Below are 19,674 nucleotides of genomic sequence, written 5' to 3'. Positions count from 1 at the left end.
GCTTGACTCCTGATGTTGTTTTCTGTTTTTTTGAAGGAGCCGCACAGTGACCTGTGCGGTTTGCCTCTTTCAGCGTTTGTGCTTGGTCGGATCCACGAGCGTGTAGCCCTGGCTGGGACGCGGCGTCGGAGGGAGAGGCTTGCCTTTGACGCCCGTGATCTCGGTTTTAGTCGTGCCGTTGCGGTACTGACCGGACGTGGGTGCCGGCGTACCGGGCTTGAGGGTTTTTGCCATTTGAGGCGCTCCTGGTTGCGGTTGAAGATCCCCGCCGTGCGACTCGGATTTTTCCAGAGCCTTGCGGGTTGCCCTCAGTGTGATCTTTAGCAGGCAAAAAGGGGTTAAGACGAGCTTCAACTTCACGAGTAGCGCTGACAGCGTTCGCGCACCGCAGGCAAGCATTTCTTAATAAGGGCAAGAGAAGCTGAATTTGCCCGAGTGTTTACGTGCCGCTTCCTGTGAGAAGCTCGCAGTCCCAGTTGTGGAGACCCAGATATGCATCGCATCGCACTCGTTGAGGACGACTTGCCCACCAGCAACGACCTTAGGAAATTGCTTGAGACCGTCCCCAACACAGCGGTGGAGGTGATCCAATTGTTCAACTACGACAGCGCGGTGGCAGCGATCAAGGCTGAGCGCTTCGACCTTCTCGTCGTCGATATCGAGCTGGGCAGCCAAGCGCAAGAACACCACAAAGGCCTTTCTATCCTTGCCGATCATGGGCGGGATTGCCCGACCATCATCGTCACCGGCATGCCAGAGGAGAACCTAGGGCCAGTTGCGTTCACATTGAGAGCCTACGATTTCATCCCAAAGCCCGTCGATGAACTGAAGTTCCAGCATCGCGTGTCCCAAGCCTTGAGTTTCGCAAGCAATAACCTTGCGGCCTTGGCCCGTGCGCCGGGTGGGTTGCCCCCGGGGTTGACGCCAGATCCGAACCGCTCGCCCCAGCTGCGGTGGAAAGACAAGCGGGTCAGTTTGACCCTCACGGAATTAAAGATCGTCAATCAACTGGCCGGTCGAGCTGGCAGCGTTGTGCCTCACTCCGATCTGGCGCAGGCAATGAAAACAGGGGACAACAAATCTCTGGCGGTCCACATGTCGCAGATACGTCGCAAGTTCAGTGACGTTGATCCGAGCTTCAATCACATCGAAACCGCGCCGGGCAAGGGCTACTTCTGGAGCCATGGTAGTTAGGCAGTTCAAACGCTGGGCGTCGCGCAGCGCTTTCACGATCGCGGCAGCCGTCGGCGCCGTCGCTTTGATTGGTGTCATCGGTTACGCGATCTATGACGTCGTGTCCTCTTCTAGAGAGTCCGACCAACAAGCCAAGAAGGCGGCGCTGGACGCCCAACTGGCCGATTTTGCGCTGGCCACCCGCGATAAGGATGGTTCGTCGCTGTTGGAAAACCCAGATGAGTTTTCGCGAATTCAGCGCACGCTGGGCTTTGTGTCGCTCAAGCGCTCGTTTTATTCGTACTTCCTCAATCGGGGTAATGCGAAGCAGTTCGATGTGGAGAAAGTCATTTTTGACTGGCCACGCCCTTGCGTGGTGACCTTCCGCAATGTGGCCACCGCAGGGCCAGGGGCTCCTGTTTTGGAAGCGTGCTTTGCGGTGGTTCCAGGCGATACGAGCGGGCGCTACCTTTACTTTGCAATCAGATTTCCGACACCGTCCATCCGTAGGCACGTGAGCGGCACGCCGATCGCCGAGGCTGATTACGTCACCTTGAAATTCTCGGGGCCCAGACAGACTGCGTTCGTGTTGACCTACGAAACGCCCAAACTCGCGCTGGAAAGGTATCCGTCATTCATCAGCCGGTACGACGGTACGCACGAGATCTCCGCCTTCTATGCAAACCGCGTAGATCGTTCGCTCAAGCAGATCAATGCGCAAGCTTTCGAGCGCCCATCGGATGCTAACGGACGCAATTCCGTCACGCTGGTCGGTCGTATCGATGCTGCGCTAATTGACGGTCAAGCCGTAGATGCCGCATCGTGGCCGAGTGCCTGGGTCAAAAGCTTGGGCATTGGCGTTGACGTGTACCAATGGGACGAGGCGGCAGGCAAGTCTATCAAGCGGTACGACATCGAGCCAGAGCGACAAGGCACAGCACTTATGTCCATCGAACAAGCGTACTTGCTGTCAGTGCCGTCGCGAGCAAAGTTGGAGATCAGAGATGACCCGGCCGCAGGATCCGTCTTGAGGTGGAGTTCCGACCAACTGTCGAACCTGCCGCAGGTCGACGGAAGCGCCTCCCCGCCAAGAGATCGAGAGGGTCAGGCGGCCTGGTTGACGCGAATGATCGATCGACAAACCAAGATCGTTCGGGCCTCACGTCCTATCGAGCTGGTGGGGTCGAGGAACACGTACGAAGTCGTGTTGACTTCTGGTCCACCGCCGCTGCCCGACTTCGCGCTGCGCACGATGCTGTGGTTTTTCGTCGCACTAATCCTTTCGGCGGTCTTGCTGGCGTTAGGCTTTTTTGCGTTGCTGAGGCTGCGGAAGGTGACCGCAGTGACATATGGTTTGATCGTCAATCGAGCACCGCATGGTTGGTCGGCGCCTCCGCGGCACGGTCATGGGGAGATGGCTGCCCTGAGCCGAGTGTTGGATGTACTGGTTCGACGCAATGTGACCCGCAGCGCGGCGCGCGATCGCCACATTCAGCTTCAACAAATGCAGGTCGCGCTTGAGCGAGAACTCTTGAAGCAGCGCAAAGCCATCCTGGACGCGCTTGGACACGAAATTCGATCCCCTCTGCATTCGTTGTTGACTCAAACAAAAGACAACCCGGAGATGAGGTCTAGGCTCGAACGGATGCGCCGAGCCGTCGAAGGGTTGTACAACGCAACATCGGTCGAGACGGGTCTGCTCAGTGGAATGGCGCAGACGCGGCCGGTCGACCTCGCAAAGTTTTTGAACGAATTCCTGAGTAACCTGAACGAAGCCCGAACTGACTACGTGTACTTCGGAGTCGCGCAAGGTGTCTTTGCCGAAGTCGACGACATTGCGCTGGAGACCGTCCTTGATCATCTGTTCAACAATGCGCTCGCTTTTCGATATGCGGGAACCTTGGTTCAAGTACGGCTGGGCCTGGTGGACAACTATGTGCAAATCGACGTGTTCAATCAGGGGCCGCTCATTGAAGAAGACCGACTGGAGTCGATTTTTTCGTTCGGCGTCTCGTCTCGCGCTAGCAGTACGAATCAGGGCCAAGGACTGTTTGTAGCCAAGTGGCAGCTGCTTGCAATGAAGGCGAGCATTCATGCTGAAAACCGAACGGACGGCGTTGCCATGGTCATCCGTTTTCCAAAAGCCATTGCAGCTGCTTGATGCGCTCCGAAGCGGGTTACTTGATGAAATGATGGGAGCGGAGGGCCTTCTGAAGGCCCCCCGGATACTCTGCTCTCGCTTTGGCAATCCAAGGAGGACTTCAAGTAACTCAAGGACGCCGAGAGCCCGCGATGATGGGGATGACGACGGGCACAATCTGCGCCATGCCAAATATTGCATCGATCCTCAAAGCTGAAATTTCACGCGTTGCTCGGAAAGAAGTTCGCGCTGAAATCGAAGTGCTCAGAAAGTCTTCTGTTGCGCACCGTGCATCCATCGCAGCCTTGCGTCGCCAAGTGGATGCTTTGGAGAAGGCCTTGCGCAGAGCCGTCAAGGGCTCCGCAGGCCGCTCGGTTGCGCCAGAAGCAGATACGGCAGTAGACGCCGGCGTCAAGCGCCGATTCAGCGTTAATCGGCTTGCCGCACACCGCGCCAAACTCGGTCTGTCAGCCGCGACGTACGGAAAACTCGTCGGCGTCTCCGGGCAGACGATCTATCACTGGGAGCAAGGCAAGGCACGCCCGCGTGCGGCGCAACTGGAGAGCCTTGCTTCGGTGCGTGAGCTCGGCGCAGGCGAGGTCGCGGAAAGGCTCGAGAGCCTGTAGCGCGCGGGCTGGGCGCCGATGCGTCGCAAGCCTGCGACGTGCTCTTGCTCAACGTTCTGCATGCGCTGTATGCTTGCGGCAGGCGACTTCCGGCGCCTGCTGCTCATCTTGGCAAACCCTTGCGGGACGGTCGCACCCATCCTCTTCCCTGGTTCCCTTTTTGCAAGCGGGCCTTGGCAGTGAGCACCTTGCGCTCGCATGCAGAAATGGAATTTCTCATGCGTTTCATTCCCACGTCTGCCTCCCAGGTGGACACCATGAAAAAAGCCGCCAAAAAGCTCCAACGCACCGGCGGTGGCAAGCACACCGACCTTCTCGACCGGATCGCACGGCGGAACGGATACAACCACTGGCATCACGTAATAACCTGCCAAGAGATGACGGAAGCGCCAGGTGGAAAGCCAGGCATCGACCCAACCGAAGTCTTGCTCCACGCTTGTGCTGACGCAGTGCGGCTTGCGCAGGCGGGTGAGGCAAAGATGTGGGTCGCGCCGAGCGACCTTTTTCAGAACGCGCGCCTTGTGTTGTTCACGACAACGGATGGTGATGCATGGCTTCTTGAACCCAATGATGAACTGGTCATGTGCCTTTGCTGGCACAGAAAGGCCATGCCCTACCGCATCCGGGATGACGGTCGTGAGGTCGAGATGCAGTGGGATGGCGAGTTCGAGTTGCGGGGGCCCTTTTTCGAGGTGTTCACCGAACTCCCAGATATCGGCACCCGGCTGATCGCTGGATACCCAGTCGAGGCCTTGCGCGAGCGCTTGGAAGAAACCTTCACTATCGAGCGGAAGATGGAACAGGTCATCTTCCAGATTGACAGCGTTCCGATCGATGAACAGATTGCTCAGCATCTGGTTCGCACGAAGGACTTCACCCTTGAAGAAGTGAAAAAGTTTCAGGCGGACGGCGGTCGATACTCCCCAAGCCGCGATTCGGTTCTTTTTGGTCCGTTCACGGACAAGGACATGGAAGACGACGAGGGTGCCGGAGCGCGCGCTTAGCGCTAACGGTCATCGAGGTGTTTGCTGGTCAGCCCGGCGGGCGGCGTTCGCCGGCTCGGCTGCCCACGCAGCCACACATTCGCATCGACGAATTGCTGCCGCACGGTTGGAAAGTCAAGTGCACCGCGATCAGTCTTGACTGACCTTCGAAGCCATAACGAATCGCCAGAGCTTTGCGGCCGAGGACGATGTGGCAAGTTGAAGCCGACTGCTTTTCAGATGTGATCAATGAGCTCCCCCGGGTTCATTCGCGATTTCAGGGTCACGCCACCTGATTTCACGCCTCTTCACTCTTGAGGTATCAAACTCGCCAAATTCTGGATCGAGAAAAGAACCGAGTGCAGTGTCGAACTGCCATGCGACTTGCTGCTCCTCACCTAAGCTGCACTCCCAAAGTGCGGTGCACCTGGACATCTTGATGGAGTTCGTTCGCGTCATGTACTCCGGCAACACGACATGAAGCTTCACGCGTTCCCATTGCTGTCCTACCAGTATGCCGAGCGCATCACCCGCACGTACCACCAGATAGCAACTCCATCGTTGAAATTCGTCTTTGGCAGCTAGAGGGAGAACCTGAACATGCCAGAGCGGCACGTTGAAGCACTGCTCAACAAGATGGAATTGTCGAAGTTCCGCGCTCTCACTTTCCAGAAAGGGCGGCATGTAGATTTCGAAGCGACTATCAACTCGGAACATGCCAAACCCCCTATGTGGAAGATCATCCGTGGTGTAATCGTACGCATTGGCGGACGATTTTGTCCATGCCAATTCCTTCGCCCAAACATGCGCTGGACCCAGCGCTTGTGGCGTTGGGACTGGCGATCAGGGCAACTCGGCAAGCGCGCGGGCTCTCGCAGGAAGAGTTAGCGCATCGGAGCCACGTCGATCGTTCCTACATGAGCAGTATTGAACGAGGAACTCAGAACCCTGGAATCATGGTTGTGATTCGGATCGCGTCTGGTATCGGTATTTCGTTGGAGGAGCTGGCCGCTCAAGCCGGCATATGAGAGTCCTTTTTGAGCGAGCCAATTCATGGGGAAGTCAAAGTGGGCAAACCACCATGCACCTCAACGCCCGACATAGCACTCAGGTTCTGGTCGATTGGGCACTTTGGTGTGGATGTCTTCAACGTAGTGCAGGTTGGAGCACATCCAAGAGCGCAACGCGTGAAGAGGCCCAGTACCCGTCGGGACTGAGCAGAGCGGCTCTCGACGGTTGGGAAGCAGCAAGGCCGGCGCGCATGCGCCAGCTAGCTACCAGCTAAGCTTTCTCGCCTGAGCCAGCACACTCTCGATGATCTTCGACTCTTCGACGCTGGTCGCACGCTCTGCAATACGTTGTGACAGCTTCGAGCCGAAGTGCACGTGGACAACCACGTTCGATTGCACTTCCACAGCACGTGGCACCGGCGGGGCCGATTGCTCCAGTGCGAGCAACAACTGACCTGGAGTTTCGCTGCTTGGTTTACGCATCACAGCCTCCATTAAGTTATCAACAAGCGTAGTTTCTCTAAATTGCTCGAACTTGTCAAGCGCATTTTTTATTTTTTGTCAAGCCGTTTTCAATTTTGAAAGTCTGGTTATTTCATTTTCTAAATGCTGAACAGCCTTGGCTTCAAAATCTTGATAGCTGTCAATATATTCTGGCAGAAATTTTTCTGCCGTCCTGGTCTCAATTGGTATAAATTTGCCGGATGAATCTTTTCGATTGACAGCTCGAAACATGTTCCCGAACTGCCTCGGTGCAACACCTTCAAAATGAAGAAACTCTACCCTTCTGGGTGTCTGCACTGTTGACTCCTCGACTTCAAACGCAATGGCGTCTTGGTGCAAATCTTTGGCTAAACTTTTTTCGTAAGGCTCAATGTAGAAGACCTTGGTTATTCCTGCAGCAACAATGTGTCGAGCGCAGTTGTGGCAGGGGAATGTAGTTGTATAGAGCGTCGCGCCTTCAAGGCCACCTCCACCTGTTCGGACCAGAGCTACGATTGCATCCATCTCGGCGTGAACAGAGCGAGAAAATTCAATCAAATCTTTCACACGAGTGTTTTCGTAAATTGCGTCAAGCAGTTGCGCCCGCTCGCCGGGAGCTAGCGTGATCGAGGTCTCGCCTCGCTTGAGATTTTTCAACTCTTTTTCAATCTCGTCGCCTAGTTCGGTCAGAAGCTTTTTCTTGTGAAAATCGTTGAAGCACACTTGACCGTCCTGATGAACACATCGCATGTCTACCGGCTGAGAGTCTGAGGTGTAGAGGCCTCCTCCTGCCTTCGGGACATCGTTGCACCCAGTTGAAATCACTTCACCGCCGCTTGCTGCGATGGCGGCACCAACTTGCCGAGACAAACAAGCCGAACGCAGCCCAGCAGCATAGGCGGCATACATTCCATGTTCAGCTTTGCTGGGGGTGACACTTTTGTCGCCGTGAATCAAATCCAAAAAGCGATCGACTTTTCGCCTCTTGTCATCGATCGTTTTAGCATCATTTCTTATGAAGTAATCGGCGAGCTGAAGCGTTTTGTCGAGTTGTTGTCCATTTTTTTCTCCTTCATTCTTGTCAATCTCGATGAGTCCTTCCACCTCATTTGCTCGGACTTTTTCGCGCACAAGTTCTTCAACCCGTCTGTCTTTGATTCGCGTAACGCCAGCGAGGTAAAATAAATTTCCATAGACGACTCGGAGAAGGGCAACTTCTTCCGGGCGCTTTACCTGGTCAATCAAGTAGGCGACCCTTTTGGGGACAATGGGTGCAGTTGATTCGAGCGATCCACCATCACTGGCAAATCTCTTGCGACGATCAATAGATATCTGACGTATTGCATACTCAGCAAGAATTGCTGGATTTTGGGTTTGGCTGCGAAGCTCCTTTCCGGCCTCTTGCAATCGACGATACCGTAAAAGGCGATTGGAGGAGCCAGCCGGAGGCTCCCATTCCTCCACAAAGCCGCTCTTGATTGCTTCTTCCAAGAATTCGCTCAACTTCACATGTACCACCTCGTAGCCACGCTCCTTGAGGCGAATGGTGCTCATTTCGACAACAGATTGGATTCCGCAGCCAATCGGTCCAGCAAAGGCTATCACCAGTTCGTGAGATTTTCGAGCTGCGAATTTCTCAATTAGTTGGCGATCGTCGGTCAGCAGAGTTCGCCTTTTAACCAGGGGCTTTGCAATTGCGGACATATCCTTCCTCCAGATTTTTTAACAGTTCAGCAGGCAAACATCTTGTCACTCTCTGCTGCCTTCAGTCCTCGGGGATTACCGCCCCCTCCCAAGAGAGTCGTCCCATCGGCGGCGCCTGTTTCGCTGGTCACCATGAATGGATTCGCACGACCTCGACGAAGAGGTCCTGCGAAAGCCGCAGAAGATCTGCCGACAACCCCGCTCATCTTGGTCGGGTCTGATGGGGCAAATGCGCTACCGTAAGGGCCTGATATTTCCCCGCAGCTCGGATTCCAGGATCTTGATTTGTCGCTTCAACTCCGCTGTCTCGGCAAGCAGGCTGAGCACACGGCTTGTTTGGAGGTCATACCGGTCGCGCAGTGCCGCCCTTTCCTGCAGAAGGAGTTTGTTCCGCTGCTCGGCGTGGGCTAGCCGTTCTCGGAGATCGTTGGGCGCCTTGGCTGACGGAGCAACAAAATCTTGGATCTGTTTCACCAGCTCAGGGAATCGCTCTTTTCGCAGTGCCGATGCCGTGCAGCCAGCTTCCTTCGCGACATTGTTCTGGGACACCGGCGTCCCTTTGGGAAGTCGGATCGGTCGATCCTCCCTGAGTCTGAGGAAGGCCGATGCGAACTCGCGTTCAGCGCCACCGCGGCCAGTTTCAGTCTGGTGATGAGATGGCATTCAGGGCTTTCAATGCTGCGTCGCGTTGAGCTTCGAGACTGCCACGAAGAACGACGTCGGCGGCGCGGCATGCCTCCAGATCAGCCTCGACGACATTAAGAAAAGCCTTGATCGCGACTTTATTGTTGCGATCTACCAGCGCCTTCGTGCAGTCCGCGCAGTGCGACACATCTTCCCATCCACCGTATGTGCACGGATCTGGATTCGTGCACACACCCAACGCCGTTCGCTTGAACGCAAGAGCACCCGCTTTTGCAGCCTTGACCAGAGATCGCTCGTCGTTCTCCGACAGCAGATGAACTGCAACTTGTTTCTTGCCCACAGCCGATACATAGTCGTCCTTGGTGAGTTCCAGACCACGCACGAGCAGCAATTCGATCTGTGCCATCTCGAACTCCCTACGCAGCGCCCGGTCAGCGGGTACGTTGAAGTAGTTCGTGCCGTAGTGCTGAGTCATCGCTACACCACAGTGCTTGAGCTGCCAGGCGAGCGAGGGCAGCGAGACTCCCGCGCCGAGCGCGAGGCAAACGAGCGTGCGTCGGAACTGATGCCAGGAGAGCCGCCAGATGGCACCTTCGTAGAAAACCGCCGTGTCAAGGTCTGGGGTAAGTCGCATCGCCTGTGCGACATCCTGCGTTGTCATTCGAAGCTGTTCGGTGTCGAGCATGTTCAGCATGTCCCTCGACAAGGTGCTCGACGAGACTGCAGCAGCATTCACGGACCTCGTATCTTCGCCGAGCAGCCGCGTCCATGGGTCCGTGCACCAGGGAAACAGTAGCGTCGGCCCTTTGGCTGGAGGGCTTCGTCGGGGATCTTTGCGTAACCCGTATCTGCGCAACGAGGAGACCGACTTGGCCGCCTCGATGGCACGGTCTGCTGGCGCGGAGGTAATCCAATAGGTGCTCTTGTCTCGGAGAGTCTTGGTTGTTTCACCCCTCACGAGAAGCACCTCGCCGAGCAATGCGTCCGTGCGGCGCTCTAAACAGTCCGTGTGAAGTGTGCCGTGTTCGGTTCTTCGCATACCACTGAGGGCAGCGAGGAGCAGCCGGCAAGCCAGTGATACAGATTTCAGATAGGTACCTATTGTCCTGACGCCCGTGGTCTTATGAAGGTTGCGAGAAAGTGTCTTTTCGAGGACGTCCTTAATGCCTAACTTCATCGCATGCTCGAGGAAGCTTCTCCCCGTGACGCATTCCAGAGCAGTGTTGCGCGAGGTGCTGCTTGCGCGGCGCCCGCGCCAAGGCCCGGTGCGCTTGTTTCTGCGCGAAGGGAAATCAATGGCAGCCTTGACACACTCTTTGTAGAGTTCCGCGATCGGCTCTTGGTGCTGCAAATACATCTCTACTACTTCGGTGCACCGGTTGATGATGTAGAAATAGATTCGCTCAGGAATGAACGCGGTCTGCACCTGGCGATAGGGTCCCATTTGCCTGGCGATCTCTTCTGACTGGGCCTCATGAAGAACTCGAAAGTCGAGCAGGTCGGCATCCCGCGAGAGCCGCGACATCAGGCGACGGAAGACCTGCTTCTGCGAGATGGGGATGCAGGTGGCTAGTTGCTCATATACGGCAGGGTAGCGAAAAAGCTCGGAAGCAAGCACGCCGTTTCTTGTGCAAAGCGCGATGATTTTCCGGAAGACGTGGAAAAGGCCCAGCACCGAGTTGACCGAGCAGCGCACACCCATGCCGTACAAAGACCAGAAGGCGACTCGCTTCTGAAGACCCACGTTGCGGATTGACACCGCTGCGCTGGCTCCATCGACAAGAGGCAGAAATCTCATGCGCGTGGCCGTGGTCGCATAGGGGGTCAGGTCCCAGACGTCGTCTTGATATCGGGACAGTACCCGACCCTCAGACGTCACGGATATCGGAAAATCCTCCGGCGGCTGGAGTGTCTGAGTTCGATGATTGAGCGCTCGGACATCGAGTGCACCTTGATGATCAAGGCCCAGGGTATATGACATCAGCGGATTCCCTGATCGTTAGCGAGAAGCTCGATCCAACCTACCCAGCGAGCATGAAACTTGCCCGCGTCGATGAAACCGCGCACTTCCTCCATCTGTTCGCGAAGCCGCTCACTGGTTTCAGCGACCTTGCAGACGAAGGCGTCGATGCGCTCCATGGTGGGGCGAATGGATGCTGTCCAGACCTGCGACTCCAGTGGGGTAGTTCCTGCGCGAAGCCGAAGAAATTCCTTGTAAGAGAGCACCGAGTGCAGATAGTCCTTGCTAGCGATTCCACGGTAGTTCTCGCAGAACAGGCATCCCGCCGGATTGCGGCAATCGGGCGCTGGCACCCTGTCTGTAGCGATCGTGATGAGCTGCGGATGGTCGGGATCGGCACATGAGCCGCCATCGCGCAATCGCTGCTGACTTGCCTTCGGCGCAATGGTCTTGATGAACGAACCTAGTTCCACTGTGGCCATCTGTTGGGAGCCACGCATATAGCTTCTGTACAGCGTGCCCAGTTCGTTCTGCAGCTCTCCCGCGACGGTTTTTAGATTTCCGTCGATTGCTTCCAGCCTGAGCAACCGCTGGCTCTTTGCGAACCTCAGGAGCGCAGCAGAAACACAAGGCCGGCCTGCCAGTTTCAGAAGCGCACGCAGTTGCTGGAAGCCGCGCTCGCCTTTGGCGGTCGACTCCTTTCCCTCTTTGCTCCAGAGTGGGAAAAGCCTAAGTACAGAGCTGTCCGGATAAAGATCTGCGCGAAACGAGAGCCATCGCTCGAAGGTCGAGCGATACGTTCTCGGAATTCGAACATCGACCTGATCATGACGGCGGTTCTTCAAGCCGCGCACACGGTAGCTGCCACTCATGCTTTCGAAAGAGATATCTTCGGTTCGAAGATCCAAAGCTACTTGCAAATTCGCTCCGGTCATCCCGATAAAGCGAAGGCACTCGGCCTGTGTGCGGATGGAGACGGCTTTGGCTTTGGTCGTCGCATCCGCCAGATAGCTATTCGAAGTTTGTGACGGTCGCCCCGAGCCGCGATAGCGCAGCACAGCGCCCGATCGAAAATCTATCTTCAAAGGCCAATTACCCTCCAACGATTCGCGCGTGATGGCTGAAGCAATGTCGGCTAGATCCTCGATGAACTGGTCGATCACCGCAAGGTCGATTTTCTCGTGCCTTGGCGGTGCCCCCCGACTGGCATTGATTCTTGGCATCACTGTGCGGCCTACGATTGAAGCGGGGGACACTTCAAGCGCTCGGGCCAGTACTCCGGCAACACCCCATGATGCAGCACCTGCTGAGCGTTCGGCGAGCTTTCCGCATCTGACCTTCTGCCAGAGCGCATCGACCCAATGCGACAGCGAGGCTGACCAGCCGGCTTGCGAATCTTTCAACGGAAAAAGCCGGTGCTCCTCACAGTGTGCCCAGAACGTTCGCAGGCTCACCAAACTGTTGCCCAACGTGCGCAACGATGTGCCTTCTGCTTGGGCAGTGCGATATCCCCTCTGTATGGCTTCAAGGATCGGATAGGACTGCTCTCTGACCGAGCCAGATGCGCTTCGGTGTGCTCCTGATCGGCTCCACCTGGGCCCTAACGCGTGCCCATTGCGCCAGAACAATGCACGCAGGTCGTATTGGGTACAACTGGTGCCGGGATAGGCGACTTCGATCAACAGCGCCGGCCTTGACGCTTCGAGATTCAGGATGTGGTCGACCATGCTTCCAGTTCCCGGTCAATCGCTTCGCTTGTCTTCAATTCCTCCACAAAGGAGATGTACCTGAATGACGAACTCGCGTGCCGGTGTCCGAGCAGTTCCATAAGGCGTCGGACAATCCGGTCTTTTCTTTCTCCGGCCGCTAAGCCCGCGAGGACTACCGCCGTCCCAAAAGTCGCTCGCGTGCAGTGAAAATAAAACTGCCGAAGATCAGCGTGTGGAAGATGGGCCTTTAAGCGCTGCAAAAGCTGACTGATCGAATTTGCTCCGTGGCGGTTGAGGTCCACATAAGGACGGCTCCATCGATTGAGAAAAAGCAGATGCTTGCTTTCTCCAACGGCTCCTGCTGTTCGTTTCAATCGTCGAGCGCAATCTTCATATTGCTTCAACCGAACGAAGAGATCTCTCGGAATTTGCGGGCCGTAGTTGACGCCTTGCTTGGTAGGCACGCCGTGTGCCGGCCCCACCTTGATGTAGTAGGTTTCACCGCTCTCATTCGACGTTGCCTTGGCGAGACTCTCCACGGTGAGTCCGCAGATGGTTTCGATGCGCATTCCAGATCTGAAGCCCAGATCTAGTATCAGCGCGAACTCTGGGCTCGCATGGCGATATCCGGCGGCAATGAGTTCGTCTCGCAGTGCTCGGGACACCGGAGTCAGACCGCCCTCGAGAGAAGCGCGCTCTCGACTCGACTTTCTGATGGAAAGATCCGAAGTCGAGATCGCGATCCGCCGGGAAAACCCGACCAGGTCTTGAACTTGGGTGTGAGTAGACGTTTCGATGTACGGTTGTGCCGACGCAGGCAAGATCCCGCATTTCAGAGTCCAGGAAAAAAACTGTTTGACCGCATTCATGCGCGCGGATGCGGTGCTGGGCGAAATGACTCGGCGCCTCTTTTGGTCGATGACGAATCCACGAAACCCGTAGGTCGGCTTGTCTTGCCGCCGGGCCCCGAATTCCATTGCAGAAAGTGAATGAGATTCACAGTATTCGAGGTAGGCGCGCAGATGCTTGGCATTGCTTTCCACCGTTCGGATGTCCAATTCTCTCGACCATACAAGTCGAAGCCTTGATGCGAGGTAGGCGGCAGCTTCTTCCCAAATCACCTCATCTTTACCGTAGATGACCGGCGCTCCCGTCAAGGTGCCGAGAGGAACGAGCGACGGTGTGGCCATCTCGTAGGTCACGTCGTGGACCGTGAAATCGATGTGCTTGACGATCGCCATTTGACTAGCGGATGTACCGCGCGAAGCATGCAGTATCGAAGTGGGAATCGGATGAAGTCCGCATTTCAACCATCTTCGCGCGATACGTTGAGCTAGTCACCATCCCCACCTCACCACATAGCCCTGTTGAGAGCCGATAGTTGAAAACGCCGAACTCTAAGTACTTCGCCCGGTAGTGTCCGTCGATGGTTAATGTTTAGGGTGCATGTCGATGGGCCCATGACAACGGTATCCAGAAACAGAACGCCATGGTGGGCACGCGAGATTTCTCCGGGGCGGGGCGGAGAGCCTCCGCCAACCAGCGCCACGGCACTGCAAGTGTGATGAGGCGCACAGGTAGGTCGAACCCGCCACCCCTCGGTCGCGAAGCGCCCACCCAGGCTGGCCACGGCCGCGCTCTCCAGCGCCTCGTCGATGTGCATCGAGGGCAGCAGCCCCGCGAAGCGTTGCGCGAGCATCGACTTGCCCGAGCCCGGCTCGCCCACCATCAGCAGGCTGTGGCCGCCCGCCGCGGCGATCTCGAGCACGCGCTTGACGCCCGTGTGCCCCTTCACTTCGGACAGGTCGGCGTACCGGGGCGGGGCCGCATCGGGCGTGGCCTGGATGCGCGCCCAGCCGTCGTCGGTGGTGTCGGGCAGCAGGGCGGCGGCCTCGTCGGCGGACACGAACTGGCGCACCACGTCCAGCAGATGCTTCGCGCCGTACACCTCGCCGCCCGGGACCAGTGCGGCCTCCTGCGCACTTTCCAGGGGCAGCACCAGCCGCGTCGCGACGCCGCGCGTATGCAGCGCCAGCGCCATGGCCAGCGCACCGCGAACGGGCCGCAGCTCGCCCGACAGCGAGAGTTCGCCGGCGAACTCATGGCCGGCGAGCCTGGCGTTGTCTATCTGGCCGCTGGCGGCGAGGATGCCCAGCGCGATGGGCAGGTCGAAGCGCCCGGAGTCTTTCGGCAGGTCGGCCGGCGCGAGGTTGACCGTGATGCGCTTGTTATTGGGGAATTCCAGCCCCGCGTTCTGGAGCGCGGAGCGCACGCGCTCGCGGGCCTCCTTGACCTCCGTTTCGACGAGGCCGACCAGCGTGAAGCTGGGCAGGCCGTTCGCCAGATGCACCTCTACCGTGACACTGGCCGCTTCAAGACCCAGCAAGGCGCGGCTTTGCACCAAAGACAGTCCCATTTCTCTCCCTCTCCCCAAGATGGTGCGCACTTTTTGGGCATTCCCGCGGTGGTGCGGCGCACCGTTCTTCTGCAACCACCCGCAACAGGTGTTGTAACGATTTGGCTCTCAACCGCGACGTGGAGGGGGTTGCAAGCGACGGTATTCGTGCACTTTGGCACGCTCCCTGCTTTGAACCCTCCGGTCCAACAACACACTTGCGAGGAGTTCTCCCGATGACGCACCGTACCGCCGCCCAGGCGCTGATCGTTCTGGCCACCGCATTGACCGCGTCCGGCGCGGCCCTGGCGCAGACTGCAACGACCGACGCCGCAGCAGCGCCTGCGGCAGCTCCCGCGCCGAACCTGACCGGCAACATCTCCATCACCACGAACTACAAGTTCCGTGGCCAGGACCAGGACATGATCGGCAAGAACGACTACGCCAAGACCAAGGGCTTCAAGCCCGCGATCCAGGGCGGCCTGGACTATGCCTTCGGCGACAGCGGCTTCTACGTTGGCAACTGGAACTCCAGCGTCAACTGGCTCAAGGGCAACAGCATCGAGATGGACGTGTACGGCGGCTACAAGTTCAAGGCCGGCCCGCTGGACATGGACGTCGGTGCGCTCACCTACATCTACCCGGGCAACTCGTCGGGCAACACCACCGAGCTGTACGTCGGCGCCACCTACGCGAACGACAGCCTCGGCTCCTTCACCGCCAAGTACTCGCACACCGTGTCGAAGGACTACTTCGGCTACGCCGGCAACAAGGCCGGCTCGGGCCTGAAGGGCACGAACACGGGCTATCTGAACCTGTCGTACAGCAAGGAGATCGTGCCCAAGGTCACGCTGAAGGCGGCCATCGGCTACACGAACATGTCCAGCGACATCCGCAGCCTGGGCTACAAGAGCTACGTCGACTACAACGTCGGCGCGAGCTACGACTTCGGCAACGGCCTGTCGCTGACCGGCTCGATCCAGGGCGCCAACAAGAAGAACTCGTACCTCGCCGTGAGCAACCCGGGCGTGGACTACGGCTTCGGCACCTTCGGCACGACCTACTACTCGCCGAACAAGGCGCGCTTCATCCTCACGCTGACGAAGACGCTCTGATCGGCAGCGCACTCATGCCGGCAGCGACCCGACAGCGTGCTCCGTGCGCAGGGCGTCGGGTGCTCCCCGCAGCGAAATAAAGGAGGAGGCCGCAGGCCGGGGGACATTCGCGGAGGGGAGTACCCCGCGGCCTGTGCACGCGCCCTGAACGCAACCGTCAATCGATGCTGATGTTCGCCGCCTTCGCAACCTCGGCCCACTTCACGCGGTTGTCGTGCACGGTCTTCTTGAACTGTGCCGGCGACTCGATGCGCACGGTGTTGCCCTGGCTCTCGAAGCGCTCGCGGACCTCGGGGGTCTCCAGCACGGCCTTCACGGCGGCGTTGAGCTTGTCGACGATCTGCGGGTCGGTGCCCTTGGGCGCGAAGATACCGAACCAGATCGAGCTGTCGAAGCCCTTGGTACCGGGCAGGCCGCTCGATGCGATGGTGGGCACCTCCTTCACCGCGGGCACGGCCGCGGCGGTGGTCACGCCCAGCAGGCGCACCTTGCCGGCCTTGTAGTGCGGCAGCACGGTCTGCACCTGGTTCATGATGCAGCAGGTCTCGCCGCGCACCACCGAGGTGATGGCCTCGGGGCCGCCCTTGTACGGCACGTGCACCATCGTCAGGCCCAGGCGCGAATTGAACTCGGCAAAGGCCATGTGCGTGCCGGCGCCGTTGCCAGTAGACGCATAGTTGTACTTGCCGGGGTTGGCCTTGACCAGCTCGACGAATTCCTTCAACGTCTTCACGTTGATCACGTCGGGATTGATGGTGAGCACGTTCGACACGTCGAGCACCGGGGCCACGGGCACGAAGTCGGCCTCCACGTCGAAGGGCAGCTTCCTGTAGAGCGCGGCGTTGCTGCCGTGGGTGGCGGCAGTGCCGAACGAGAGCGTGTAACCGTCGGGCTTCGAATGAGCCACATAGTCGCTGGCGATGTTGCCCGCGGCGCCCGACTTGTAGTCGATGATGACCGGCTTGCCCAACTGCCTGGCCAGCGGCTCCTGGATGGTGCGGGCCACCACGTCCACGCCCGAGCCGGCCGGGAAGCCCATGATCAGCGTGACGGGTTGCTGCGGCCAGTCGTGCGCGGCGTGCTGGGCGAAGGCGGCGGGCGCCGCAAGCGAAGCCGCTGCCAGCAGCAACGTGTGGCGAGCGAATCGGGTGAATGGAGAATGAGCCATGGCAGTCTTTCGGTCGTTCAATCTTTTGTCTTCAATGCAGACGGTGCAGCCGCGCATTGTGGCGCGCGGCTGATGCCCGATTCCATATGAGCTTATGCGCGACATGCAGGTATCGCGCCTGCTCCCGATAATCGACCCCATGGTCCGCCCCACCCAACAACTACACGCCCCACGCGAGCCCGCGCCCCTGCGCCCGGCCGCCACGGTGCTGCTGCTGCGCGACAGCGCCGCCGGCATCGAAGTGCTCATGACCCGCCGTTCCGCCACCGCCAGCTTCGCGCCCGGTGCCTACGTGTTTCCCGGCGGCCACATCGACGAAGCCGACGAGGCCGCCAAGCGCATCGCCACGCGCCGCCCCACGCAAAGCCGCGTGCAGCGCACGCAGGCCATCGCCGCCATCCGCGAGGCCTTCGAGGAGCTGGGCATCCTGCTCGCACACCGCCAGGCCGACGGGCTGCCCGTGAGCGCCGACGAGGTCGCGGCGATGGACCGCCGCGACACCGCCGGCACCGCCTTCGCCGACCAGTGCGCCGCGCGCGGCCTGGTGCTCGACTCCGACCGCGTCTTCACCTTCGCGCACTGGATGACCGACCGCGACCTGCCCCGCCGCTTCGACGTGCCCTTCCTGGTGGCTCGCATGCCCGAGGGACAGGTGCCCACGGCCGACGAAAGCGAGCAGTTCGAGCCCTGCTGGGTGCGCCCCGCCGATGCGCTCGCGCGCCATGAGGCGGGCAGCTTCTTCATGATCTTCCCGACCGTGCGCACGCTGCAGCGCATGGCCGCCTACGCCACCGTCGACGCGCTGCTCGCAGCCTGCGCCGGCGAGGCGCCGCTGTGGACCAGCTGCCCGCGCGCCGGCCTGCTCAAGGGCGAGGACGCGCGCTACATGGAGCACGAATCGCCCTACGGCGAGCTCGCGATGGTGTGCCCCGACGGCCAGGTGCTGCACGCGCTCGACTGGCAGAGCGAAACCCCGGTGCCGCTGCTGAAGAACGTGATGCGCCTGACCGCACCCAACCCGAGCGCCATGACCGGCCCCGGCACCAACAGCTACATCGTGGGCGACGCGGCCACCGGCTACATCGTGATCGACCCGGGCCCGAACGATTTCGACCACATCGGCCGGCTGTGGCGCGCCACGCATGGCGACATCCGCATGATCGTCTGCACGCACTCGCATGCCGACCATTCGCCGGGCGCGGCGCCGCTGCAGGCGCTGTGCACGAAGGGCGGCAAGCCGCCGATCCTCGGGCTGGCATCGAAGCCCACGGCGCGCGCCACCGCCCGCTTCGCACCCGAACGCGAGCTGGCCGACGGCGAACGCCTGGTGCTCTCGGGCACCACCGAAGCCGGCGAGTCCGCCACGCACACGCTGCGCGTGATCCACACGCCCGGCCATGCGGCCAACCACCTGTGCCTGGTGCTGGAGGAAGACGGCCTGCTGTTCTCGGGCGACCACATCCTCAACGGCAGCACCACGGTGATCGATCCGCCCGATGGCGACATGAACGCGTACCTCGATTCACTGGACACGCTCGACAAGTCCTGCGAAGCCGGTGGCGTCGGGTTCATCCTGCCCGCGCACGGCTACGTGATCGGCTTCGCGCGCACCGCCATCGGCATGCTGAAGGCGCACCGCCTGAAGCGCGAGGCCAAGATCGCCGCCGCGATGCGGAAGCTGCCCGAAGGCACGCCCGACGACTGGCTGCCGCTGGCCTACGACGACGTACCCGAACGCATGTGGCCGGTGGCCGCGCGTTCGCTGGCCGCGCACGTGGCGCGTATCCGTCAACTGGCGGCGGCCCGATGAACGCGAGCGCTCCCGCCGAAGACGAAGGCATCCGCCTCGCCAAGCGCGTGGCCGCGCTCGCCGGCGTATCCCGCCGCGAAGCCGAGCTGCTGATAGAGAACGGCGCGGTGCGCGTGGATGGCGTGCCGCAGATGCTGCCGCAGTCGCGCGTGCTGCCGCACCAGAAAGTCGAGATCGAGGCCGGCGCCAGGCCCGAGCCCGTGGTGCCCGTCACACTGCTTCTTTACAAGCCTGCCGGCATGCCTACCGATACCGCGCACCGCCTGCTGATCGCCGGAAACCACCACGAACCCGAGCGCGCCGGACTGCGCTTCCTGCCAGCGCATGCGAAGGGCCAGCGCTGCATGACGCCGCTGGAAACAGGCGCCAGCGGGCTGGTCGCGTTCACGCAGGAATTCCGCATCGAACGCAAGCTGCAGGAAGACGCCGCCATCCTCGAGCACGAAGTGATGGTGGACGTGGCCGGCCCGGTGAGCCCCGAGGTGCTGGCGCGGCTCGAACGCTCGCCGGCGCGCGTGAGCATCGGCCGGCAGACCGACGAGCAGACTGGCCTGCGCTTCGCGCTCAAGGGCGCGCGGCCGGGGCAGATCGCCCACATCTGCGACGGCGTGAACCTGCGCATCCTGGCGATGCGGCGCATCCGCATCGGCCGCGTGCCGCTGGCGGGGCTGCAGCGCGGGCAGTGGCGCTACCTTGCACCCCACGAACGCTTCTGAAAACAACAGCAAGAACGAAGAAGAAAAAAAGAAAACC

At 59.6% G+C, this 19,674-nt stretch carries 17 protein-coding genes and 1 pseudogene; 8 read left to right on the top strand and 10 right to left on the bottom strand.

The annotated features are described in order from the left end of the window. Positions 1–69 precede the first annotated feature (69 nt). The gene (locus QMO14_RS09545) at positions 70–234 is read right to left on the bottom strand and encodes a hypothetical protein (RefSeq protein WP_301506419.1); all 165 of its coding nucleotides are present in this window, start codon (positions 232–234) and stop codon (positions 70–72) included. A 258-nt stretch (positions 235–492) separates the two neighbouring features. Between QMO14_RS09545 and QMO14_RS09540 the strand changes: the two genes are divergently transcribed. The 4 genes from QMO14_RS09540 to QMO14_RS09525 all read left to right on the top strand — a co-directional run bounded on the left by QMO14_RS09540 (position 493) and on the right by QMO14_RS09525 (position 4,943). Next, positions 493–1,194: a response regulator transcription factor gene (locus tag QMO14_RS09540; protein WP_301506417.1), complete on the top strand. Its 702-nt coding sequence runs from the start codon at positions 493–495 to the stop codon at positions 1,192–1,194. Then, entirely contained in the window at positions 1,184–3,334 is a 2,151-nt protein-coding gene (locus tag QMO14_RS09535) for a sensor histidine kinase KdpD (protein WP_301506415.1), read from the top strand. The genes QMO14_RS09540 and QMO14_RS09535 overlap by 11 nt, the downstream gene beginning before the upstream one ends. A gap of 164 nt (positions 3,335–3,498) precedes the next feature. Then, positions 3,499–3,939: a DNA-binding transcriptional regulator gene (locus QMO14_RS09530; RefSeq protein WP_301506549.1), complete on the top strand. Its 441-nt coding sequence runs from the start codon at positions 3,499–3,501 to the stop codon at positions 3,937–3,939. A gap of 257 nt (positions 3,940–4,196) precedes the next feature. Next, on the top strand, positions 4,197–4,943 hold the full coding sequence (locus QMO14_RS09525) for a hypothetical protein (protein ID WP_301506414.1): 747 nt from the start codon (positions 4,197–4,199) through the stop codon (positions 4,941–4,943). A gap of 225 nt (positions 4,944–5,168) precedes the next feature. Here QMO14_RS09525 and QMO14_RS09520 read toward each other — a convergent pair whose 3' ends face one another. Continuing rightward, a complete protein-coding gene (locus tag QMO14_RS09520; RefSeq protein WP_301506412.1) occupies positions 5,169–5,639 on the bottom strand; it encodes a hypothetical protein in 471 nt (156 codons plus the stop codon). 65 nt (positions 5,640–5,704) lie between these two features. Between QMO14_RS09520 and QMO14_RS09515 the strand changes: the two genes are divergently transcribed. Then, complete coding sequence (locus QMO14_RS09515; protein ID WP_301506410.1) at positions 5,705–5,950, top strand: helix-turn-helix domain-containing protein; 246 nt, start codon at positions 5,705–5,707, stop codon at positions 5,948–5,950. Positions 5,951–6,196: 246 nt separating this feature from the next. Here QMO14_RS09515 and QMO14_RS09510 read toward each other — a convergent pair whose 3' ends face one another. The 7 genes and pseudogenes from QMO14_RS09510 to QMO14_RS09480 all read right to left on the bottom strand — a co-directional run. Further along, positions 6,197–6,415 (bottom strand): hypothetical protein, encoded by a 219-nt coding sequence (locus QMO14_RS09510; RefSeq protein ID WP_301506407.1) that lies wholly within the window; start codon positions 6,413–6,415, stop codon positions 6,197–6,199. A 78-nt stretch (positions 6,416–6,493) separates the two neighbouring features. Further along, the gene (locus QMO14_RS09505; protein WP_301506405.1) at positions 6,494–8,119 is read right to left on the bottom strand and encodes an anti-phage dCTP deaminase; all 1,626 of its coding nucleotides are present in this window, start codon (positions 8,117–8,119) and stop codon (positions 6,494–6,496) included. 234 nt (positions 8,120–8,353) lie between these two features. Continuing rightward, positions 8,354–8,668: a hypothetical protein gene (locus QMO14_RS09500; protein WP_301506403.1), complete on the bottom strand. Its 315-nt coding sequence runs from the start codon at positions 8,666–8,668 to the stop codon at positions 8,354–8,356. A gap of 91 nt (positions 8,669–8,759) precedes the next feature. Then, complete coding sequence (locus QMO14_RS09495; RefSeq protein WP_301506401.1) at positions 8,760–10,745, bottom strand: hypothetical protein; 1,986 nt, start codon at positions 10,743–10,745, stop codon at positions 8,760–8,762. Then, complete coding sequence (locus QMO14_RS09490; RefSeq protein ID WP_301506399.1) at positions 10,745–12,451, bottom strand: hypothetical protein; 1,707 nt, start codon at positions 12,449–12,451, stop codon at positions 10,745–10,747. Before QMO14_RS09490 ends, QMO14_RS09495 begins: the two co-directional genes overlap by 1 nt. Beyond that, on the bottom strand, positions 12,433–13,674 hold the full coding sequence (locus QMO14_RS09485; RefSeq protein WP_301506397.1) for a site-specific integrase: 1,242 nt from the start codon (positions 13,672–13,674) through the stop codon (positions 12,433–12,435). The genes QMO14_RS09490 and QMO14_RS09485 overlap by 19 nt, the downstream gene beginning before the upstream one ends. A 230-nt stretch (positions 13,675–13,904) precedes the next feature. Further along, positions 13,905–14,849: pseudogene (locus tag QMO14_RS09480) on the bottom strand (YifB family Mg chelatase-like AAA ATPase); the annotation flags it as partial. Between the two features lie 215 nt (positions 14,850–15,064). Between QMO14_RS09480 and QMO14_RS09475 the strand changes: the two are divergent. Next, on the top strand, positions 15,065–15,943 hold the full coding sequence (locus tag QMO14_RS09475) for a TorF family putative porin (protein ID WP_301506395.1): 879 nt from the start codon (positions 15,065–15,067) through the stop codon (positions 15,941–15,943). 157 nt (positions 15,944–16,100) lie between these two features. On the opposite strand, the gene QMO14_RS09470 is transcribed toward QMO14_RS09475, so the two are convergent. Further along, entirely contained in the window at positions 16,101–17,111 is a 1,011-nt protein-coding gene (locus tag QMO14_RS09470; protein WP_301506393.1) for a tripartite tricarboxylate transporter substrate binding protein, read from the bottom strand. Positions 17,112–17,250: 139 nt separating this feature from the next. On the opposite strand from QMO14_RS09470, the gene QMO14_RS09465 reads away from it, so the two are divergent. Together QMO14_RS09465 and QMO14_RS09460 are read left to right on the top strand one after the other, a co-directional pair. Then, positions 17,251–18,921: an MBL fold metallo-hydrolase gene (locus QMO14_RS09465; RefSeq protein ID WP_301506391.1), complete on the top strand. Its 1,671-nt coding sequence runs from the start codon at positions 17,251–17,253 to the stop codon at positions 18,919–18,921. Continuing rightward, positions 18,918–19,637 carry an RNA pseudouridine synthase gene (locus QMO14_RS09460; protein WP_301506389.1) on the top strand — a complete coding sequence of 240 codons (720 nt, stop codon included), beginning with the start codon at positions 18,918–18,920 and terminating at the stop codon, positions 19,635–19,637. Before QMO14_RS09465 ends, QMO14_RS09460 begins: the two co-directional genes overlap by 4 nt. Positions 19,638–19,674 lie beyond the last annotated feature (37 nt).

It is taken from the genome of Variovorax sp. CAN15, from assembly GCF_030462475.1.
In the GTDB taxonomy this organism is placed as follows: Bacteria; Pseudomonadota; Gammaproteobacteria; order Burkholderiales; family Burkholderiaceae_C; genus Variovorax.
The sequence above is the reverse complement of the archived record's forward strand: the minus strand, read 5'-3'. Positions and strand labels throughout refer to the sequence as shown.

What these genes read in the sequence shown, in the direction of transcription:
- QMO14_RS09510 (WP_301506407.1), bottom strand. Translation starts at nt 6,415, where the DNA reads ATGCGTAAACCAAGCAGCGAAACTCCAGGTCAGTTGTTGCTCGCACTG.
- QMO14_RS09460 (WP_301506389.1), top strand. Translation starts at nt 18,918, where the DNA reads ATGAACGCGAGCGCTCCCGCCGAAGACGAAGGCATCCGCCTCGCCAAG.
- QMO14_RS09535 (WP_301506415.1), top strand. Translation starts at nt 1,184, where the DNA reads ATGGTAGTTAGGCAGTTCAAACGCTGGGCGTCGCGCAGCGCTTTCACG.
- QMO14_RS09545 (WP_301506419.1), bottom strand. Translation starts at nt 234, where the DNA reads ATGGCAAAAACCCTCAAGCCCGGTACGCCGGCACCCACGTCCGGTCAG.
- QMO14_RS09520 (WP_301506412.1), bottom strand. Translation starts at nt 5,639, where the DNA reads ATGTTCCGAGTTGATAGTCGCTTCGAAATCTACATGCCGCCCTTTCTG.
- QMO14_RS09465 (WP_301506391.1), top strand. Translation starts at nt 17,251, where the DNA reads ATGGTCCGCCCCACCCAACAACTACACGCCCCACGCGAGCCCGCGCCC.
- QMO14_RS09490 (WP_301506399.1), bottom strand. Translation starts at nt 12,451, where the DNA reads ATGGTCGACCACATCCTGAATCTCGAAGCGTCAAGGCCGGCGCTGTTG.
- QMO14_RS09530 (WP_301506549.1), top strand. Translation starts at nt 3,499, where the DNA reads ATGCCAAATATTGCATCGATCCTCAAAGCTGAAATTTCACGCGTTGCT.
- QMO14_RS09470 (WP_301506393.1), bottom strand. Translation starts at nt 17,111, where the DNA reads ATGGCTCATTCTCCATTCACCCGATTCGCTCGCCACACGTTGCTGCTG.
- QMO14_RS09485 (WP_301506397.1), bottom strand. Translation starts at nt 13,674, where the DNA reads ATGGCGATCGTCAAGCACATCGATTTCACGGTCCACGACGTGACCTAC.
- QMO14_RS09515 (WP_301506410.1), top strand. Translation starts at nt 5,705, where the DNA reads ATGCCAATTCCTTCGCCCAAACATGCGCTGGACCCAGCGCTTGTGGCG.
- QMO14_RS09475 (WP_301506395.1), top strand. Translation starts at nt 15,065, where the DNA reads ATGACGCACCGTACCGCCGCCCAGGCGCTGATCGTTCTGGCCACCGCA.
- QMO14_RS09525 (WP_301506414.1), top strand. Translation starts at nt 4,197, where the DNA reads ATGAAAAAAGCCGCCAAAAAGCTCCAACGCACCGGCGGTGGCAAGCAC.
- QMO14_RS09495 (WP_301506401.1), bottom strand. Translation starts at nt 10,745, where the DNA reads ATGTCATATACCCTGGGCCTTGATCATCAAGGTGCACTCGATGTCCGA.
- QMO14_RS09540 (WP_301506417.1), top strand. Translation starts at nt 493, where the DNA reads ATGCATCGCATCGCACTCGTTGAGGACGACTTGCCCACCAGCAACGAC.
- QMO14_RS09505 (WP_301506405.1), bottom strand. Translation starts at nt 8,119, where the DNA reads ATGTCCGCAATTGCAAAGCCCCTGGTTAAAAGGCGAACTCTGCTGACC.